Source organism: Marivita geojedonensis (assembly GCF_002115805.1).
Lineage (GTDB): Bacteria > Pseudomonadota > Alphaproteobacteria > Rhodobacterales > Rhodobacteraceae > Marivita > Marivita geojedonensis.
On record NZ_JFKC01000032.1, the window covers coordinates 1 to 19,551 of the forward strand.

The 19,551-nt window shown below is 58.5% G+C and carries 15 protein-coding genes and 1 pseudogene; 11 read left to right on the top strand and 5 right to left on the bottom strand.

Annotated features, from left to right (window positions below):
* The first annotated feature begins 433 nt into the window (after positions 1-433).
* Positions 434-961: a flavodoxin domain-containing protein gene (locus tag MGEO_RS19305; RefSeq protein ID WP_085641377.1), complete on the top strand. Its 528-nt coding sequence runs from the start codon at positions 434-436 to the stop codon at positions 959-961.
* A gap of 105 nt (positions 962-1,066) precedes the next feature.
* Positions 1,067-3,745: a cation-translocating P-type ATPase gene (locus MGEO_RS19310; RefSeq protein WP_198948129.1), complete on the top strand. Its 2,679-nt coding sequence runs from the start codon at positions 1,067-1,069 to the stop codon at positions 3,743-3,745.
* A gap of 348 nt (positions 3,746-4,093) precedes the next feature.
* Here the strand turns inward: MGEO_RS19310 and MGEO_RS19315 are convergent, their stop codons facing one another.
* The 4 genes and pseudogenes from MGEO_RS19315 to MGEO_RS19325 form a co-directional block, all read right to left on the bottom strand.
* Positions 4,094-4,609 (bottom strand): fasciclin domain-containing protein, encoded by a 516-nt coding sequence (locus MGEO_RS19315; protein ID WP_106299243.1) that lies wholly within the window; start codon positions 4,607-4,609, stop codon positions 4,094-4,096.
* A 650-nt stretch (positions 4,610-5,259) separates the two neighbouring features.
* Positions 5,260-6,636, bottom strand: coding sequence for a glycine cleavage T C-terminal barrel domain-containing protein (locus MGEO_RS21795; protein WP_233140019.1), 1,377 nt, complete (start codon positions 6,634-6,636; stop codon positions 5,260-5,262).
* Positions 6,631-7,755: pseudogene (locus MGEO_RS21800) on the bottom strand (NAD(P)/FAD-dependent oxidoreductase); the annotation flags it as partial. The gene MGEO_RS21795 and the pseudogene MGEO_RS21800, both read right to left, overlap by 6 nt.
* A gap of 635 nt (positions 7,756-8,390) precedes the next feature.
* Entirely contained in the window at positions 8,391-8,975 is a 585-nt protein-coding gene (locus tag MGEO_RS19325; RefSeq protein WP_085641378.1) for a hypothetical protein, read from the bottom strand.
* A gap of 287 nt (positions 8,976-9,262) precedes the next feature.
* Here MGEO_RS19325 and secE point away from each other — a divergent pair, with 287 nt between their 5' ends.
* Positions 9,263-9,460 carry a preprotein translocase subunit SecE gene (secE, locus tag MGEO_RS19330; protein WP_085641379.1) on the top strand — a complete coding sequence of 66 codons (198 nt, stop codon included), beginning with the start codon at positions 9,263-9,265 and terminating at the stop codon, positions 9,458-9,460.
* A 180-nt stretch (positions 9,461-9,640) separates the two neighbouring features.
* Positions 9,641-10,174, top strand: a complete 534-nt coding sequence (gene nusG, locus MGEO_RS19335; RefSeq protein ID WP_085641380.1) for a transcription termination/antitermination protein NusG — start codon at positions 9,641-9,643, stop codon at positions 10,172-10,174.
* A 64-nt stretch (positions 10,175-10,238) separates the two neighbouring features.
* Here nusG and MGEO_RS19340 read toward each other — a convergent pair whose 3' ends face one another.
* Positions 10,239-10,778 (bottom strand): DUF6647 family protein, encoded by a 540-nt coding sequence (locus MGEO_RS19340; protein WP_085641381.1) that lies wholly within the window; start codon positions 10,776-10,778, stop codon positions 10,239-10,241.
* A gap of 103 nt (positions 10,779-10,881) precedes the next feature.
* Between MGEO_RS19340 and MGEO_RS19345 the strand changes: the two genes are divergently transcribed.
* From MGEO_RS19345 to rpoB, 7 genes are all read left to right on the top strand, one after another.
* Positions 10,882-11,781 (top strand): LysR substrate-binding domain-containing protein, encoded by a 900-nt coding sequence (locus MGEO_RS19345; RefSeq protein WP_085641382.1) that lies wholly within the window; start codon positions 10,882-10,884, stop codon positions 11,779-11,781.
* A 183-nt stretch (positions 11,782-11,964) separates the two neighbouring features.
* Positions 11,965-12,414 (top strand): 50S ribosomal protein L11, encoded by a 450-nt coding sequence (gene rplK / locus MGEO_RS19350; protein WP_085641383.1) that lies wholly within the window; start codon positions 11,965-11,967, stop codon positions 12,412-12,414.
* A 1-nt stretch (position 12,415) separates the two neighbouring features.
* Positions 12,416-13,114, top strand: a complete 699-nt coding sequence (rplA, locus tag MGEO_RS19355; protein ID WP_085641384.1) for a 50S ribosomal protein L1 — start codon at positions 12,416-12,418, stop codon at positions 13,112-13,114.
* Between the two features lie 155 nt (positions 13,115-13,269).
* Positions 13,270-13,728: a hypothetical protein gene (locus tag MGEO_RS19360; protein WP_085641385.1), complete on the top strand. Its 459-nt coding sequence runs from the start codon at positions 13,270-13,272 to the stop codon at positions 13,726-13,728.
* Positions 13,729-14,144: 416 nt separating this feature from the next.
* Positions 14,145-14,657 (top strand): 50S ribosomal protein L10, encoded by a 513-nt coding sequence (gene rplJ, locus MGEO_RS19365; protein ID WP_085641386.1) that lies wholly within the window; start codon positions 14,145-14,147, stop codon positions 14,655-14,657.
* Between the two features lie 71 nt (positions 14,658-14,728).
* A complete protein-coding gene (gene rplL, locus MGEO_RS19370) occupies positions 14,729-15,112 on the top strand; it encodes a 50S ribosomal protein L7/L12 (RefSeq protein ID WP_085641387.1) in 384 nt (127 codons plus the stop codon).
* Between the two features lie 249 nt (positions 15,113-15,361).
* Positions 15,362-19,498, top strand: a complete 4,137-nt coding sequence (rpoB, locus tag MGEO_RS19375) for a DNA-directed RNA polymerase subunit beta (protein ID WP_085641388.1) — start codon at positions 15,362-15,364, stop codon at positions 19,496-19,498.
* Positions 19,499-19,551 lie beyond the last annotated feature (53 nt).

Below are 19,551 nucleotides of genomic sequence, written 5' to 3' on the forward strand. Positions count from 1 at the left end.
CCCTAACAAGATGATGCGACGGATCGGCTTTCCTCTACTCCCTCATATCTGAGCAAGGTCCGCGACCCTGGACAACACTCCAACAAGATGTCGAGCAGATCCCGGTTAGTGGGAGTGCTGAAATGGTTGGGCAGCTCATCCGCGACACCACGAAATCTAAGTTCGCGAGCAGTGTGCCATGGTCCGCTGCGGGCTCGAAGCCGCCAATCGTTGAGAAGTGGCTAATGACCGCCTAGCGGGCAAACCAGTCGTTGAAGCCCAAGTTCACTAGACGTGTTGGAACGTTGATCAAAAGCATGCCCTATATGTTGCCCGCCTTGATCCAGAGCAAGGCACTGTCCGGCCTGCCTAGGACATGATTTCAGGCTCAAGGGATTGTAGAGAAGGGGAGTATCTTTCTCTACCGCAGTTCGCTTAGTTGGGGGGAGTACAGATGAACATTGCGGTGATCTTCGAAAGCTTGGAGGGCCAAACCAAGAAAATTGCGGCATTTGTCACGGAAAGGCTGAAGGAGAGTGGCCACTCTGTAAGTCTGTTCAATACCGCAGACAGATCTGCGTCTTTAAATCTGGATGGGATAGACAGGGTAGTGCTGGCTGCCCCTGTACATGAGAGGCGGCACCCGAAGGATTTTGAAGTCATAGTGGCGGCTCAAGCTGACAAGTTGAAAGCGCTGCCCACAATGATGCTGTCCGTCAGTCTAAAGGCGTCTTTCGATGAGGGGCGTGCGGAAGCGCAGGAATATCTGACCGAGATGAAAATGCGGATTGGTATATCTTTTGATCGTGAACTTCTCGTCGCGGGCGCGGTTCGGGCAGAGAGCTACGGATATTTTGAAAGTCAAATTGTGCACCATGTGGTTCTGGAGGGACGCCCAGTGGATCTGATCGATGGTGTCCGAGAATATACAGACTGGGACACCCTCCATGAACATCTCGATGCGTTCATGACGGATACCTGAAGCATCATGTCAAAAAATCTCGCTTAAGTAGGCCAGGCGGCGTGACCCTCGTTTGGTCCGGAGATCTTGCCAGAAGCCGACAGACAGGGTCAGATTGGACGCATTTTGCCATTTCACACCAAGCCTCTTGAGGACGTTCTTGACGATCTCCAAAGCACGCGGGACGGGTTAACAACCTCCGAGGCCACGGCGCGTTTAGATATTCATGGTCCCAACGAACTGAGCGTTGGCAAAGAAACGCCCGAGATCATCAAGTTCCTGCTGCAATTCAAAAACTTCTTTGCGCTTCTCTTGTTCGTTGGCGGCGCGCTGGCGATGACGGCCGAGCGCATGGAACCCGGACAAGGCAACCTCTACATCTCCATCGCTCTTTTGGCCGTCGTGGTCTTGAACGCAGCCTTCACATATTTACAGGAACATCAGAGCGAACGGATCATGGACAGCTTCAACAAGATGCTGCCGTCAATGATCACCGCAATCCGCGACGGGTCGCCACGCGAAGTGCCGGTTTTCGAACTTGTGCCCGGCGACGTCATTATCCTGAACGAAGGCGACAGGGTTCCTGCGGATGGTCGCCTTCTCGCCGCGAAAGAACTGAAGGTCGACAATTCTTCACTCACCGGAGAGAGCGAACCGCAATTGCTCGACGCAGACAAAAGCGCGGTGAATGCGCTTGAGAGCCCGAACATGGTGTTTTCAGGCTCGCTGGTTCAGAACGGCGAAGCGCGCGTGCTGCTCTGCCAAACCGGGATGGACACGCAGATCGGCAGCATTGTCCAACTCACCAAATCGACCAAGTCGACCGAGACGCCAATCCACCGGGAACTCGAATACTTCATCAAGGTCATCAGCTTCATCGCGATCTTTCTTGGGGTCAGCTTCTTCGCGGTCTCCGTCGCCATTGGCAACGGTGTCATCAGCAGCCTGATCTTCGCGATCGGGATCATCGTGGCGAACGTGCCCGAAGGTTTGCTGCCCACCGTGACGCTTAGCCTGACCATGGCGAGCCGTCGGATGGCGCAGAAGAACGCATTGATCAAGAATTTGGAAAGCGTCGAAACACTCGGGTCCACAACGGTCATCTGCACCGACAAGACGGGCACGCTGACGCAAAACCGGCTTGGAGTGAACACGGTTGTCCTTGGCGGGCAAGACTATGCTTTGGATGACACGCGGATAACGACCGCACCCGACATTGATCGACTGCTCTCGGTCATGTGCGTCTGCAATAACGCCTACCTGACGGATGACGGGTTCGCCGGTGACGCAACTGAAGGCGCATTGCTGCTTTATGCGAAAAACCACGTCAATGTAGGCGCGCTTCGTCAGGTCGAGGAACTCGCCGAGCAGCCATTCAACTCCATGACCAAGCGCATGATCGTTGTCGCCGACCCCGGAAATGGCGCGCAGGCCTATTTGAAAGGTGCACCTGAGGTTGTGCTTGCCATGTGTGACCGGATCGCGCTCGACGGTCAGGAGTATTCCTTGACTAAGGATCGGCGCGCGGACGTGATCGAGGCGTTTCGCGACCTTGCCGGGCGTGGCGAACGCGGGCTGGCCTTTGCCATACGCGAGTGCCAGCGAAACGAGGTGCCGGAAGAGGGTTACGTGTTTCTTGGGCTCACCGGCATGATCGATCCGCCGCGGTCTGAGGTGCCCGAAGCGCTGGAAAAATGCCGCTCGGCGGGGATCCGTGTGATCATGCTGACCGGCGATTACGGCCTCACCGCCAAGACCATCGCGCGCCAGATTGGCATGGTCGGCGAGCATGGGCGCGTGGTGCAGGGCGACGAGCTTTCTGAAATGAGCGATGCTGAGCTTCAAACCTTGCTGCGGGACGAGCCCGAAATCCTTTTCGCGCGCATCGCCCCAGTCCAAAAAATGCAAGTGGTGCAGGCCCTGCAAGCCAACGACGAGATTGTGACCGTCACCGGCGACGGGGTGAACGATGCACCGGCTCTCAAGAACGCTGACATGGGCGTCGCGATGGGATTGATGGGCACCGACGTGGCCAAAGAAGCCAGCAACATGGTGCTTATGGACGACAACTTCGCTACCATCGTTGCCGCCGTCGAAGAGGGCCGAACCATCTTCGACAATATCAAGAAGTTCATTGCCTATATCCTGACTTCAAACATCCCCGAGATCCTCCCCTTCATCGCGTTTGTGCTTCTGGACATCCCGCTGCCGCTTAGTGTGATCCTGATCCTGTCGATCGACCTCGTGACGGACATTATCCCGGCGCTGGGTTTGGGTGCCGAACGCCCGGAAACAGACGTGATGAAGCGCAAACCACGACCACGCGGAGAACGGCTCTTGAGCCGAAACCTCCTGCTGATGAGCTACGGAATTGTCGGTATGATCCAGGCGGCTGCCGGGTTCTTCACCTATTTCGTGATCCTATACAACGGCGGCTGGCAATGGGGCCAAGAGCTTGCCATTTCCGATCCCCTCTACCGGACGGCCATCACCGGGTTCTTTGCGTCCATCATCATCTGTCAGGTGGCCGATGTGATCATCTGTCGGACACGGACCCAAAGCGTGTTCACCGTCGGCGTCTGGTCGAACAAGCTTGTTCTGTTCGGGATTGCGTGCGAACTTCTGTTTCTAGCCTGCATGAGCTACGTGCCTGCCTTCAATACGTTCTTTGGAACAGCGCCGCTGGAAGGGTGGCACTTTTTGCTTTCGGTTCCGTTTGCCTTCGCAATTCTTTTGGGAGACGAACTGCGCCGGGTCTTCGTTCGGCGCGGCAACCCGTTCGTACTCCGCTGGCTGACGTGGTAGTGGTGTCAGCTGTCGAGCTAAAGCAGACCTTCACACTATGCGCAGCTAATAGCTGGAACGAGCCGATTGTGTTGAAAAACTCGGAAATCGGCGAGGCTTGGATTTTTCGCAAATAGGCGATCAAGCCCCAATGTCTGCTACAACTATCGATCACGGCCTCTGAGGCGCCCGCTGGCCGCCAGTATCAGGATTTGGCCGGCCCCTCGGCTGAAAAATCCTACCGGTCTTGTGCGGGAAATTCTTGACTCAGATTTACGCGATTTCGGAGTTTTTCAACAGTATCAGCCCAAAGCGGAAGCGAGAAAGGCCCCGGCGATGCCGGGGCCTTATTTCAATTTGAAGCTTTGATCAGTGACAGGCAGGACGGGTGCCGGGCAGCAGAACTTTGTCGATCACATGGATCACGCCATTGTCGGCTTCAATATTTGCGATGATCACGTTGGCGCTTTCGCCGGTGCCATCGGCGATGGACACGCCAGACGAGTCTTTAGTGATGCACAACCGCTCTGATACCAAGACTGGCTTGAAGTAGTTCGAACCGTTCGGGATCATCTCAGCGGTAAGTTTGCGGTCATCGACATGGTAAAGGAGGATATTAGTCAGCTGACCTTTGTTCTCTGGTTCCAACAGCGTTTCCACGGTACCCTCAGGCAGCGCAGCAAAAGCGTCGTTCACGGGTGCGTATACAGTGAACGGGCCAGGGCCCTGCAGCGTCTCAACCAGGCCAGCAGCGCTGACCGCGGCCACAAGAGTCGAGAAACGCTCGTCGCCCGATGCGATTTCGACGATGTCAGCCGCGCTCGCGGCGGTACCCAGTGTCATGGCGGTTGCCGCGGCTGCGGCGAATTTGCGGATGATTGTCATGTGAATGCTTTCCCTTTGTATTGTCCAAGCTCATTTGCATATGGAAGGGAGACGTGCCCGTGGCCGAACTCAGATCTGCTCATCACGCAATCGTGTGCAAGCGACCTTGGATGCATTGATTTGCGCCAAACGGTGTGCGGATTCTGTAACATATCAGTGGATGTGTTACAGAGTCGTTCACCGGAAAGCGGCGGTTATCCATGGGTCTAAATAGGGCCATTCTGAACTAGTATTTCGCAACCGCATCTCGTCTGCATAGTCCCGCGACTCAGTCATTGCTGACCTTGATCTCACTGCAGCTGGCCCGAACGTCCGGTTTTGATGCCGCACCGCGGTGCGCTAATCCTTGCCTTGAAATGCTGCGGGCGCGAGGTCGAAAGAAGGCGCGGGTATGCAGTGGGCTCTCCTGAGACATCTGAGTGTTTCGGTCAGATGACTGCTTAAAGCCGAATAGCTGTCACTCAGCGCTGTCTGCATTCGGAGCAACGTCCGCTTTGCGACCTCGATGACAGGTTTCGAGAGTAGCGCCCCTTGGTCCGGCACTGTCTTGTAGCTGAGTTGCGGGACAATCCGGCCGAAGTGTGGAGCGCTTAGTGCGAGCGGTGTTGCTAGGTGAATGATTATTGGAAGCATTGACTGCAGCCAACCGCTTATTGCTTTACGCGCGCCATCGACGGGTCGAAGAGCGGTTTGAGCGATGCCAATGCCGGGACCCGGATCCCCACCACGTCAATTTCCCATTGACCCTCGGAGACGATATTCGCCTTGAGTGCGTCCTCGTGCTCGGCAAAGCCGATACCCACCGCGCCGCCCAGCGTATGGCCATAAGCTCCAACCTGGATATGACCGACATCCCTGCCATTAAGGTAGATCGTCTCGTTCCCATACATCAGCGGCTCGGGGTCTTTCAAAAGGAAGTGCAGCATACGCCGCTTGGGCACGCCTTTAGATTTCAACGCGCTAAGCGCATCCCGGCCAATGAAGCCGCCTGCCTTGTCCAGCTTTACGGCAAAGCCCAGCCCGGCCTCGATCGGGTTGTCCGTGTTGTCTACATCGACCCCAAAATCTCGATATGCTTTCTCCAATCTGAGCGACGACAGCGTCTGCATGCCCGCGTCCCGCACACCGAACTCGGCACCGGCCTCCTTCAGAAGATCGTAGACCTGAACCGCGTGAAGGTTCGGCACATGAAGTTCCCACCCCAGTTCGCCCACATAAGTCACACGGAGCGCGGTCACGTTAAAATACCCGACGTCGATCGCTTGCGCCGTCATGAAGGGGAACGCCTCGTTCGAAAGATCGGTCTCGCTGATCCTCTCCATCAGCGCCCGCGCCTTCGGGCCGTGCACGTTGATCTGCGTGATCCCCGCTGTGACGTCGGTGATCGTCACGAACTCGTCAGCGCCAATATGGCGACGCATCCAAGTCTCTGTATGCCCGTGTGAATTTTCGCCTACAACGACGAGGAACCGCTCCTCTGCCAGACGTGTGACTGTTAGGTCGGCCTCGAAGCCACCCGTCTCGTTGGTCCAGGCCGTGTAGACGACGCGACCCGGCGCGACGTCGACGTCGTTACAGCTGATCCGGTTCAGTAGGCTCACAGCATCACGCCCCTGAACCTCAAACTTGGACATCGAGGACATATCCATCAGGATCACATCCTCGCGCGCCGCTTGATGCTCGGCCGCGTGCCAGTCCCACCAATTCTGCCGGCCCCAACTGTAGGCTTCGATCTTGGCCACTTCGGGGGACGGTGCGAACCAGTCGGGCTGCTCCCAACCGTGGCTTTCGACGAAATACGCACCAGCGGCCTTGAGCCGATCGTAGAGAACGGAGCGTTTCAGGACACGCGCGGTCTTGAACGTGTCGTTCGGGAAATGCGCCCCAAAGCTCTTTGCCAACAGCTCTTTCGTACGCTCCCGGCGAAAGGCGGGGGTGTTGTGCGTCCCATCGGCAAAACGATCCACGTTAAACGCTGTGTGATCGACAGGGCAGTGACCGTCGACGATCCAATGCGCTAGCGTCATGCCCAGACCAGGCCCGTTCAAAATACCGAGAGAGTTCAGCCCGGCGGCGACCCAACAGTTAGTGAGATTTGGCGCCTCGCCAACGAGGGGTGCGAGGTCTGGTGTAAAGCTCTCCGGCCCGCAGAAGAGCTTGCGTACACCAGCATTCGTGGCACCGGGGACACGTTTGAACGCCGCCTCCAGATGCGGCACGACGCGGTCCCAATCGGGTTCGATTTCGCCGAACGTGAAGTTTTTGGGGATCGAGTCGACATTCCACGCCACCGCGTCGGGTTCGAACAGTCCGACCAGCAGCCCTCCGGTTTCCTCGCGGAAATAGGCCCAGGAATGCGCGTCCTCAAGAAGCGGCAGGTCGCGGTTTACCCCTTAAAGTTGCTCGGTGATGAGGTAGTAGTGCTCGGCCGCCTGAAGCGGCAGGTTGATGCCAGCCCGCGCACCAATCTCCCGCGACCACATGCCGGCTGCGATCACCACATGCTCTGCGGTAATCCGTCCCTGATCGGTTTCGACACCGACCGCGCGCCCGTTCTCGGTCAGTATGCGACGAACTGAGACATCCTCGATCACTTTCGCGCCACGGCTGCGCGCGCCACGGGCGAGCGCCTGCGTCGTGTCGACCGGGTTGGTCCGCCCTTCAAGCGGATACCAGAACGCGGCAATCGTGTCGGAAAAGTCACCCACAGGAAATCGCTCCGCCGCTTCCAATGGCGTAATCTCGTGCATCTCAATCCCAAAGCGGCGCATGAAAGCGGCACCACGGCGTAACTCTTCAAGGCGTTCCGGCGTATCGGCAGGCTGGATATATCCAACCTGACGGAACCCGGTCGCCTGACCGGTCTCTTCCTCGAGACCCGCGATCAGATTCCGGCCATAGGTGTAAAGCTCGCACTCCCATTCGCTGCCCAAGACCGCTGGCACGATCTCGCCCGCCGCATGCCAAGTGGTCCCCGAGGTCAGCTTGTCCCGCTCAAGGACGACAACATCCGTCATGCCAAGCTTGGTCAGATGATAGGCGATATTGCAGCCGAGCGACCCGCCCCCGATAATCACACATTGCGCTTGGGTCGGGAATTCAGTCGGCATTTGCTCCCCCTCGATCTCATTGGTTTCGCTCACCATAGCGAGCGCATTTGATCAAAAATTTGGTCCGGCGCGGCTGAAGTCAATGGATTTGACGTGGTTTTACATTGCGAGAAGGGGCAATTCGCCCAGTCTTTCGGTAGTGTTGCCGATGATATCCGCATATTGATGGCCGCTTTGGGCTCATACCGGTCATTTTCTGCGAGATGCGCCAAGGTCCGCTGACAGACTTTCTTGCCATTTGTTAGACCACAATTTGAAGCGCACTGGTCCCGATTTGGGCCGAGGTACCGCCAGCAACTATTGGAGCTGAGGCAGGCGACCTCATATAGCCTCCCTACCCCAAAAAACTGCTTCCCTGATGCTTCCCAAAATTTCCCTGTTCGCCCGAATAAATTCCCTGTTGATGGATAAAAAATTCCCTGTTCCATGTTTTAGGGAAATCGCGACATAAACCTCTGTTTTACTGTAAAATTATTCAGGTCAAATTGTTCAAAACAGGTCAAAATCGAAAAAATTCCCTGTAAATTCCCTGTTAACAGGGAAATTCGATGGAGACTGGATAGCTCCAGACTGCGCGCACTGCCACCTTCCTTTTCATTGGAACCTGTTGCGGCGCTGCACGAAAAAAAGGCCGCCCCGAAGGACGGCCTTTCTGACCTTATGGCATCAGGTCAGTTCAGAAGCGACTCGATCTTTGCGACCTTTTCGCTGCGCGGCATGCTGCTGTGGATGTAGCTCAGCGCCAACGCAAGTTCATCTTCGCTCAGGGCCGAGAGGTCGGCATTCGGAACATAGCCTTCAATCATGCTGGCCTGGCCGGTTGTGACCATCGCCATCATCTCGGTGTCCATCTTGGCACCTTCCAGAATGCTCTGGACGCGCTCGGTGATCACGGCGCGGCTTTCACCGCCATAGGTGATGGCCAGAGCCGCTTCGGCCTGAGCCTGTGTGATGCTGCCGAAATCGGCATCCGGTGCGTAGTCCTGCAGGCGCGCCATTTCAGCTTCGCTGATCGTTGCGAGGCCCGTATCGATGTTGTCGTCGGTGGCCAGTGCACGCAGCTTGGCGGTTTTTTCGCCGGTCGACATGCCAGAGGTCACGATGCCATAGGCAATGTCGAAGTCACGGTCCGTGAAGGTCGATGTATCGACGGACGCGTTGAAGCTCTGCACCTGGTCGATCTGTGCTTCGGTTGCGGCAAAGCCTGCGGTGCCGAGGGTCGTTGCGAGTGCGGTTGCAATCATCATGCGTTTCATTGCGTTGTCCTTTCGTTTCAGAACAGTGACTGTTCAGTTCAGCTTTGGCGGCACGGTGCGCCGCCGGTTCCGGGGGACAAACAGACGCCACTGAGGATCGTTCCTGAAAAACAGCGAAAAAACAGACACATCATTGTGAGAGCTTGTGCGGGAACAATCACCTGCACGACGGCAATCGCGCGTTCACGTCCCATGCGGGCTCCGGGCTTTCTTTTTCACCTCGCTTGAATTAACGAAGCGGCTTCGCTAAGTGCAGCGCAGCAGTAACGCAAAGTGAGGCCAACCCAATGGCAACGACCAATCCGCTTCAGTTCATTCAGCAGGTTCGGGCTGAGGTGTCGAAGATTGTCTGGCCGACACGGCGCGAGGTTCTGCTGACCACTGTCATGGTTTTCATCATGGCGGCGCTGACTGCGGTGTTCTTTGCACTGGTCGATCTGCTGATCCGCAGCGGGCTTCAGGGATTGCTGAACCTGTTCGGTTAAACCCGGTCGGTACTTGAAAAGCGCAGAGTAAGTCGGTACTTCACCGGCAAGAACGGAATGAGGCGTGCATCGATTCGAGTTGCACGCCGCTTTTTTATTCCGGAGCGGGCAGTGCGGCAGCGGCCCGCACAGGCAATCAGACGGCGTTTCAGCCGCGCGGACAAAGAGGTTTGTAACCAGATGGCGAAGCGGTGGTACTCGGTCAGCGTCCTCTCGAACTTCGAGAAGAAGATCGCTGAACAGATCCTTCAGGCGGTCGAAGAACAGGGCCTTCAGGACGAAATCGAAGAAGTCCTGGTTCCGACAGAAGAGGTGATCGAGATTCGCCGGGGCAAGAAAGTGACGGCAGAGCGCCGCTTCATGCCCGGTTACGTTCTCGTACGCATGGAGATGTCCGACAAGGGCTATCACCTGATAAACTCGATCAACCGGGTTACAGGGTTCCTCGGTCCTCAGGGCCGTCCGATGCCGATGCGCGATGCCGAAGTGCAGGCCATCCTCGGCCGTGTGGCCGAAGGCGAGGAAGCGCCGCGCACGCTCATCCATTTCGAGGTGGGCGAGAAGGTCAAGGTCAACGATGGCCCGTTCGAGGATTTCGACGGCATGATCGAAGAGGTCGACGACGAAAACCAGCGCCTCAAGGTTTCGGTTGTGATCTTTGGCCGGGAAACCCCGGTCGAGCTGGAATACACGCAGGTCACGAAGCAAAGTTGAGGACCGAAGCGTTCACGAGAACAGGCCCGCATCGCGCGGGCCTTTTTCGTTTCTGCCGGTGTGATCAGTCAGGGTGGATGTCCCGCGGCGTGCAACCAGCTTCGAGGATGACGGCGATCCAGTTCACGTTGGCTTCTAGGCCAAGCTCTGCCAGCCAAGCGTCCTGCGTGCGATAGGCGTCCAGTTCCTGTGCGCCGGGGCAGTACCAGTGGCCGCCGCCGTTCTGACGATGGTGCACCAGTTCATGCAGCAACACGCTGACATCGAACGGATCGCGGGCACTCCAGGGCTGCACCAGATAGATCGCCTGCGTGTCCGGATCATAGAGGCCGCGTGTGGTTTCGGCTTTCGCGGCCTGAGCGCCCCCCTGCAGATAGGCGGCCTTGGCCGGGCTGACCCATTCGATCGTCGGGGCAGCGGCCCGCCTTTGAAGATCGGTATTCGCGTCGAGCCATGTCTCGAGATGCGCCACGAGTTCTGGCAGGGACTTCGCGTTGCGCCATGCAAGCAGGTCATCCTGGGCGGCGTCCGCAGGCCGGGCGATGGGCAAAAGGGTGATCAGGGCGCACGTCACCAGTGCGCCGAAGCGGTGAAACAAGGTCATGGCAACCTCTGCTGGATTTTGGAATTTGGTGAAAAAATGCTAGGATTTCGGTGATCCGCGCGCAAAAGGGGAAAATTCACGTGCGGATGAGAGGAATTCATCCATGGGACGCAAACTGCCGCCATTTGCTGCCGTGAAAGCCTTCGAAGCCGCCGCACGGCATCTGAGTTTCAAGCAGGCTGCTGATGAGCTGTGTCTGTCGCCGTCTGCGGTCAGTCACCAGATCAGGGCCTTGGAAGACTATCTGGACACCGCCCTGTTCGAACGATCCGGAAACACGATTGCGCTGACCCTCACTGGGGAGGGGTATGCCGGGAAACTGACGCACCTTCTGGATGCGTTCGACGAATCGACCCGGTCGATCACGCAATCCGGACCCCGGACCTTCGGTGTCCTTTGCACCCCCGGATTTGCGGCGCGCTGGCTGGTGCCACGGCTGCATCGCCTGTCCTTTGGAGACCGGGTCCGCTTGCGGGTGTCGGTCGGGGCGCCGTCGCTGGATTTCTCGTCGAACGAAAGCGATGTGGTGATCCAGTGGCAGGATGATCCGGTTCCCGGACTTGTGACCGAGCCGCTCATGAGCTCGAACCGGTATCCTGTCATCAGCCCGGAACTGCGGGCGCGCGAGAACATCCAGAGTCCCGAGGATCTGTTGCGGGTCAGGCTGATGCATGACGAAGTGCTGGACGCATGGCCCGAGTGGTTCAGCGCAGCCGGTTTGGAGACCCCGGAGATGCCGCGAGGGCCGACTTTTCCGAACTGCGAGTTGTCCACCACTGCTGCCGAGCAGGGGCAGGGCGTGTCACTGGCCTATGACATGATGGTGCGCGGGACCCTTGCTTCGGGTCGTCTGGTGCGGTTGTTCGATGCGGTGACGATGCCGGTTGTGATCTATTCGGTCACCTATCCCGAGGCGCGCAGGGATGATGAGATGGTGCGTGAGTTCCGGGAGTGGATCTTCTCGGAAATGGCTCACGACGTCCCAAGTATCGCGGCGCAGTAAACGCGCTGCGCGACCGCGCGTGGGAAAGGCTTGCAAACCCGATGATGAGCGTGTATCGCGCACGCCTGTCGCCAGAGGCGGCAATCCATGTGGGAGGCGAGGGCGTCGCGATGTCCGGACCTGACCACACAACATGAGTGACCAAGGGGCGCGCCCCGAGGTCGTTGGAAAAGGAGAGGCCAGATGGCCAAGAAACTTGCTGGCAAGATGAAGCTGCAGATTCCTGCAGGTCAAGCCAACCCGAGCCCGCCCGTGGGCCCTGCGCTGGGTCAGCGCGGCATCAACATCATGGAATTCTGCAAGGCGTTCAACGCCAAGACGCAGGACATGGAGCAGGGCGCACCCTGCCCGACGGAGATTGTCTATTACCAGGACAAGTCCTTCACCATGAACATCAAGACGCCGCCGGCGTCCTACTACCTGAAGAAGGCCGCTGGCCTGAAGCCGGTAGGCAAGCGGAACCGTCCGCGTGGTGCCGAGAACCCGGGCCGCGAGACCATCGCAACCGTGACCGTCGCGCAGGTGCGCGAGATCGCGGAAGCCAAGATGAAAGACCTCAACGCCAATGACGTTGAAGGTGCAATGCAGATTATCCTGGGCTCTGCGAAGTCCATGGGCATCGAGGTGAAGTAAGATGGCTAAGCTTGGAAAACGCACCCGCGCCGCTCGCGAAGCCTTTGCCGGCAAAGAGGACCTGTCCGTTGCCGAAGCCGTTGCCCTGATCAAGAGCACCGCAAATGCAAAGTTCGACGAAACGCTGGAAATCGCCATGAACCTCGGCGTTGACCCGCGCCACGCAGACCAGATGGTCCGCGGCGTGGTCGGCCTGCCGAACGGCACCGGCAAGACCGTGCGCGTTGCCGTGTTCGCACGTGGCCCGAAGGCTGATGAAGCCAAGGCTGCCGGTGCGGACATCGTTGGCGCAGAAGACCTGATGGAAACCGTTCAGGGCGGAACCATCGAGTTCGACCGCTGCATCGCAACCCCGGACATGATGCCGATCGTTGGCCGTCTGGGGAAGGTGCTTGGCCCGCGCAACCTGATGCCGAACCCGAAGGTCGGCACCGTGACCATGGACGTCAAGCAGGCTGTCGAAGACGCCAAGGGCGGCCAGGTTCAGTTCAAGGCGGAAAAAGCCGGTGTCGTGCATGCTGGAATCGGCAAAGTGTCGTTCGACGACGCGAAGCTGGTTGAGAACGTCAAGGCGTTCGTCGATGCTGTGGCCAAAGCCAAGCCGACAGGCGCGAAGGGCACCTACATGAAAAAGATCGCACTGTCCTCGACCATGGGTCCGGGCGTGTCGGTTTCTGTGGATGACGCCGCCAGCCAGTAAGGCTGACAGGAAGACGATTGGGAAACGGCGCTCGCAAGGGCGCCGTTTTTCGTTTCTGCGGTGGCGCTATGCAAACAATGGCCCATTTGCCACCTTATTCAGGGCTTTTTTGCGCGCCATCACGCACTCTCGCAGAGTTTGTGAGAGGACATGTCATGTCACTTGCGGAACCCGCGCAGCGCGCGAATTTTGGGTTGGTCGGTTTTTTCTTTGGTGTCGGCGCGCTTGTTGTCTCCATGTTGTTGATTTCCGGCGCATTGCTGCCCGAACCTCAGCAGAGTGTGGGTACGACCATTGGCGAAATTGCTCGGGACATCAAAGATGCGGCGACAGGTGTGTTTGTCGAGAAACCGGAGCCGGTTGCTCCGAAACCCAAACCGTTCAATCCCACCCCGCTTCTTATGATCCTGACGCCAGTTCTGGCGGGACTCGCGGTCGTGCTGGGAGGGATCAGCCTGTTTCGGCACGAACCCACGTCATTGCCGAAATACGCGATCGGTCTCGGGATTGGCGCGGTTCTCATGCAATTCGCGTTCTGGATCGCAATGTTGGTGTGTGCGACGCTGATCCTGACCGCGATCATCACGAATATCGGTGATTTCTTTGACCTATAGCGGCGCAGGCCGAGGTTTCGGCTGACGTGTCGCGCCAGCGTTCCGGGATACAGAACGCGGTGACAAAAGAAGCATTTTGCGTTCCCGCGGGCACGTGCTAGTGTCGTGTCCGAAGTTTTGACTGCACTAGGGTGGATTTGCAGGCCATGGGGCTTGGCAAATCCGTGCAGTCGTACTATCCCCGCATCTGCATCAGAGCGCGTGATTCGTCCCGCGCTCTTTTGTATTACGTCCGAGACGGTGGGTTGGGGCATATGCCGCAATAAATCCTGCCCGAGGCGGGAACAGACTGACATGCCAAGGCTCACCCGTTGAGCGCTGGGCGGGTTTGGGACCGCACAAGAGCGGACCAAAACCGCCGGAGCGATCCGGTTTTACTGAGCCGGGGGGTCCGCCCCCCAAACTGGAGTACACCTGTGGATAGAGCCCAAAAAGAGAAAGTGGTCGAGGAACTCGGCCAGATCTTCGAAAGCTCTGGCGTCGTTGTGGTTGCCCACTACGAAGGTCTCACAGTTGCCGAGATGCAGGATCTGCGGGGGCGCGCACGCGCCGCTGGCAGCTCCGTACGTGTCGCCAAAAACCGTCTGGCCAAGATTGCCCTGGATGGAAAGCCCTGCGCAAGCATCGCTGACTATCTGACCGGCATGACGGTTCTCACCTATTCCGAAGACCCCGTGGCAGCTGCCAAAGTGGTCGAGGACTTCGCCAAGGAGAACAAGAAGTTCGAAATCCTTGGCGGTGCAATGGGTGAAACCGCACTTGACCGGGCCGGCGTGGAAGCCGTGTCCAAGATGCCGTCGCGCGAGGAGCTCATCGCTTCCATCGTCGGCTGCATTGGCGCACCGGCCGCCAACATCGCTGGCGCGATTGGCGCACCTGCATCGAACATCGCCTCCATTCTTTCGACCATCGAAGAAAAAGCGGCGTAAGGCACCTGAACGAAACCTCGTAGGGTTGAACACCCTGACGTTGGAACACATTTAGATAGGACAAAGTCAAAATGGCTGATCTGAAAAAACTGGCAGAAGAGATCGTTGGTCTGACGCTTCTCGAAGCACAAGAACTGAAAACAATCCTGAAAGACGAGTACGGCATCGAGCCCGCAGCTGGCGGCGCAGTGATGATGGCGGGCCCGGCAGATGCAGGCGGCGCAGCAGGCGGTGGCGAAGAGCAGACCGAATTCGACGTCATCCTGAAGTCGGCTGGCGCATCCAAGATCAACGTGATCAAGGAAGTCCGCGGCATCACCGGTCTTGGCCTCAAAGAAGCCAAGGAACTGGTCGAAGCAGGCGGCAAGGCTGTCAAAGAGCAGGTTTCCAAAGACGAAGCCGAAGACATCAAGGCGAAGCTGGAAGCAGCTGGCGCGGAAGTCGAGCTCAAGTAATCGCTTAACGGTCCCTTACGGGACCGGCGAGCATTCATGCGAGGCTGGGCATGGGATTTCCATGCCCAGCCAAGCCTGTCTTAGAGAGACCCTTTGGATCAGGGGTTTTTCTTAGACAGGGTCCAAGGATCGGGAGACGCGCGGTGGGACGTGTGTCGAGTATTGATCGGATCGTGTCGTCTCTATTGGGCAGACCGCCGGGGCCCGACGGCGTGACGCTCAGCTGAGAATGAAAAGGTGATATCGACCATGGCGCAAAGCTTCATTGGCCAGAAACGTCTTCGCAAATACTACGGTAAAATCCGCGAGGTTCTGGAGATGCCGAACCTCATTGAGGTTCAGAAATCCTCCTACGATCTTTTCCTGAAATCTGGTGACCAGCCAGCGCCGCTTGATGGCGAAGGCATCAAGGGTGTCTTCCAGTCGGTTTTCCCGATCAAGGATTTCAACGAAACCAGCGTGCTGGAATTTGTCAGCTACGAGCTGGAAAAGCCGAAATACGATGTTGAGGAATGTCAGCAGCGCGACATGACCTACAGCGCGCCGCTGAAGGTGAAGCTGCGTCTGATCGTGTTCGATGTCGACGAAGATACCGGTGCGAAGTCGGTCAAAGACATCAAGGAACAGGACGTGTTCATGGGCGATATGCCCCTGATGACGCCGAACGGCACATTTGTCGTGAACGGAACAGAGCGGGTTATCGTATCCCAGATGCACCGCTCTCCGGGCGTGTTCTTCGATCACGACAAGGGCAAGACACACAGCTCGGGTAAGCTGCTCTTTGCCTGCCGGATCATCCCGTACCGCGGATCGTGGCTCGACTTCGAATTCGATGCCAAGGACCTTGTCTTCGCGCGCATCGACCGTCGCCGCAAGCTGCCTGTGACCACGCTGCTTTACGCGCTGGGTCTCGATCAGGAAGGCATCATGGATGCCTATTACGACACCGTGACCTATTCGCTGCGCAAAGGTGAAGGCTGGGAAACCAAGTTCTTCCCCGAGCGTGTGCGTGGCACCCGTCCGACCTATGACCTGGTCGACGCAGCCACCGGTGAAGTGTTCGCCGAGGCAGGCAAGAAAGTCACGCCGCGTGCCGTCAAGAAGATCATCGACGAGGGCAAGATCACCCAACTGCTGCTCCCGTTCGAGCAGATCGTGGGCAAGTTCGTCGCGAAAGACATCATCAACGAAGACACCGGCGCGATCTATGTCGAAGCCGGCGATGAGCTGACATGGACCGTCGACAAGGACGGTGCGGTCACCGGCGGCAGCCTGAAAGAGCTGCTGGATGCGGGCATCACCGAAATTCCGGTGCTCGACATCGATAACGTCACCGTCGGCCCGTACATGCGCAACACCATGGCGAACGACAAGAACATGAACCGCGAAACCGCGCTCATGGACATCTATCGCGTCATGCGTCCGGGTGAGCCGCCGACCGTCGAAGCGGCGTCGGCGCTGTTCGACACCCTGTTCTTCGACAGCGAACGCTATGACCTGTCGGCTGTTGGCCGGGTGAAGATGAATATGCGTCTGGCGCTCGACAAGCCAGACAGCCAGCGCACGCTGGACCGCGAGGATATCGTGGCCTGCGTCAAGGCTCTGGTAGAGCTGCGCGACGGCAAGGGCGACATCGACGACATCGACCACCTTGGCAACCGCCGGGTGCGCTCGGTCGGCGAACTGATGGAAAACCAGTACCGCGTCGGTCTGCTCCGCATGGAGCGCGCGATCAAGGAACGTATGTCCTCGGTCGAGATCGACACCGTCATGCCGCAGGACCTGATCAACGCGAAACCGGCGGCTGCGGCTGTGCGTGAATTCTTCGGCTCCTCGCAGCTGTCGCAGTTCATGGATCAGACCAACCCGCTGTCCGAAGTGACGCACAAGCGCCGCCTGTCGGCCCTTGGACCGGGCGGTCTGACCCGCGAACGCGCTGGCTTCGAGGTGCGCGACGTGCACGCCACCCATTATGGCCGGATGTGCCCGATCGAAACGCCGGAAGGTCCGAACATCGGTCTGATCAACTCGCTGGCCACCTTTGCCCGCGTGAACAAGTACGGCTTTATCGAAACACCGTACCGCAAGGTCGTGAATGGGCAGGTGACGGATGACGTCCAGTACATGTCCGCCACCGAAGAGCAGCGTCACACCGTTGCGCAGGCGAACGCCTCGATCGACGAAAACGGCAAATTCATCAATGAGTTCGTGAACACCCGTCAGGCGGGTGAATACACGCTCGCTCCGAATGAAACCGTTGACCTGATCGACGTGTCGCCCAAGCAGCTGGTGTCGGTTGCGGCCTCGCTCATTCCGTTCCTCGAAAACGACGACGCGAACCGCGCCCTGATGGGTTCGAACATGCAGCGTCAGGCGGTTCCGACCCTTCGCTCCGAGGCGCCGCTGGTCGGCACCGGGATCGAAGGTGTGGTTGCACGCGACTCGGGTGCTGCCATCATGGCGCGCCGTGCCGGTGTGATCGACCAGGTCGACGCAACCCGTATCGTGATCCGGGCAACCGAAGACCTCGAGCTGGGCGACGCCGGTGTGGACATCTACCGTCTGCGCAAGTTCCAGCGCTCGAACCAGAACACCTGCATCAACCAGCGTCCGCTGGTGAACGTGGGTGACGTTGTGGGCAAGGGCGAGGTGATCGCTGACGGCCCGTCGACCGATCTGGGCGAATTGGCTCTGGGCAAGAACGTGATCGTCGCGTTCATGCCGTGGAACGGTTACAACTACGAAGACTCGATCCTGATTTCCGAGCGGATCGCCCGCGATGACGTCTTCACTTCGGTGCATATCGAAGAGTTCGAAGTCGCCGCGCGTGACACCAAGCTCGGGCCGGAAGAGATCACCCGCGACATTCCGAACGTCGGTGAAGAAGCGCTGCGCAACCTCGACGAGGCGGGCATCGTGTATATCGGCGCGGACGTTGAGCCGGGCGACATTCTGGTCGGCAAGATCACTCCGAAGGGCGAAAGCCCGATGACGCCGGAAGAGAAACTCCTCCGCGCCATCTTCGGTGAGAAAGCATCCGACGTGCGCGACACCTCGCTGCGCGTGAAGCCGGGTGACTTCGGCACCGTTGTGGAAGTGCGTGTCTTCAACCGCCACGGCGTCGAGAAAGACGAACGTGCGCTGCAGATCGAGCGTGAGGAAGTTGAACGTCTGGCCCGTGACCGGGACGACGAGCTGGCGATCCTCGACCGCAACATCTATGCGCGCCTCAAGGACATGATCCTCGGCAAGATGGCTGTCAAAGGCCCCAAAGGCGTGAAGGCGAACAGCCAGATCACCGAAGAGCTGCTTGACAGCCTGACCCGTGGTCAGTGGTGGCAGCTGGCGCTGGAAGACGAAGACGACGCCAAAATCGTCGAAGCCCTGAACGAGCAGTACGAGGCGCAGAAACGCGCGCTCGACGCCCGCTTTGAGGACAAGGTCGAGAAGGTGCGCCGCGGTGACGATCTGCCCCCGGGCGTGATGAAGATGGTCAAGGTGTTCGTGGCGGTGAAGCGCAAGCTGCAGCCGGGCGACAAGATGGCCGGCCGTCACGGCAACAAAGGTGTGATTTCGAAAGTGGTACCGATGGAGGATATGCCGTTCCTCGCAGACGGGACCCCTGTCGATTTCTGTCTGAACCCGCTGGGCGTGCCGTCGCGTATGAACGTCGGCCAGATCCTTGAAACCCACATGGGCTGGGCCGCGCGCGGTCTTGGCGTCAAGATCGATGAGGCTCTGCAGGAGTACCGCCGGTCGGGCGACCTCACCCCGGTGCGCGAAGCGATGCGCATTGCCTATGGCGACGATGTCTATCAAGAGGGCATCGCTGGCATGGACGAGGGTCAGCTTGTGACGGCGGCCAGCAACGTGACGCACGGTGTGCCGATCGCAACGCCGGTCTTCGACGGTGCGAAAGAAGCCGACGTCAATGACGCGCTGACGCGTGCGGGCTTTGACACCTCGGGTCAGTCGATCCTGTTCGACGGCCGCACCGGTGAGCAGTTTGCCCGCCCGGTGACCGTCGGTGTGAAGTACCTGCTCAAGCTGCACCACCTGGTGGACGACAAGATCCACGCACGCTCGACCGGGCCGTACAGCCTCGTCACCCAGCAGCCGCTGGGCGGTAAGGCGCAGTTCGGTGGTCAGCGTTTCGGGGAAATGGAGGTCTGGGCGCTCGAAGCGTACGGTGCCGCCTACACCCTGCAGGAAATGCTTACCGTCAAGTCGGACGACGTCGCGGGCCGGACCAAGGTCTATGAAAGCATCGTCAAGGGCGAGGACAATTTTGAAGCGGGCGTTCCCGAGAGCTTTAACGTTCTCGTCAAGGAAGTGCGCGGCCTCGGCCTGAATATGGAACTCCTGGATGCGGAGGATGATGAGTAACGCCATCGCTCATCGGTAGGTCGGGCAACGCTGCCCGACCTGCGCCTCCCCCC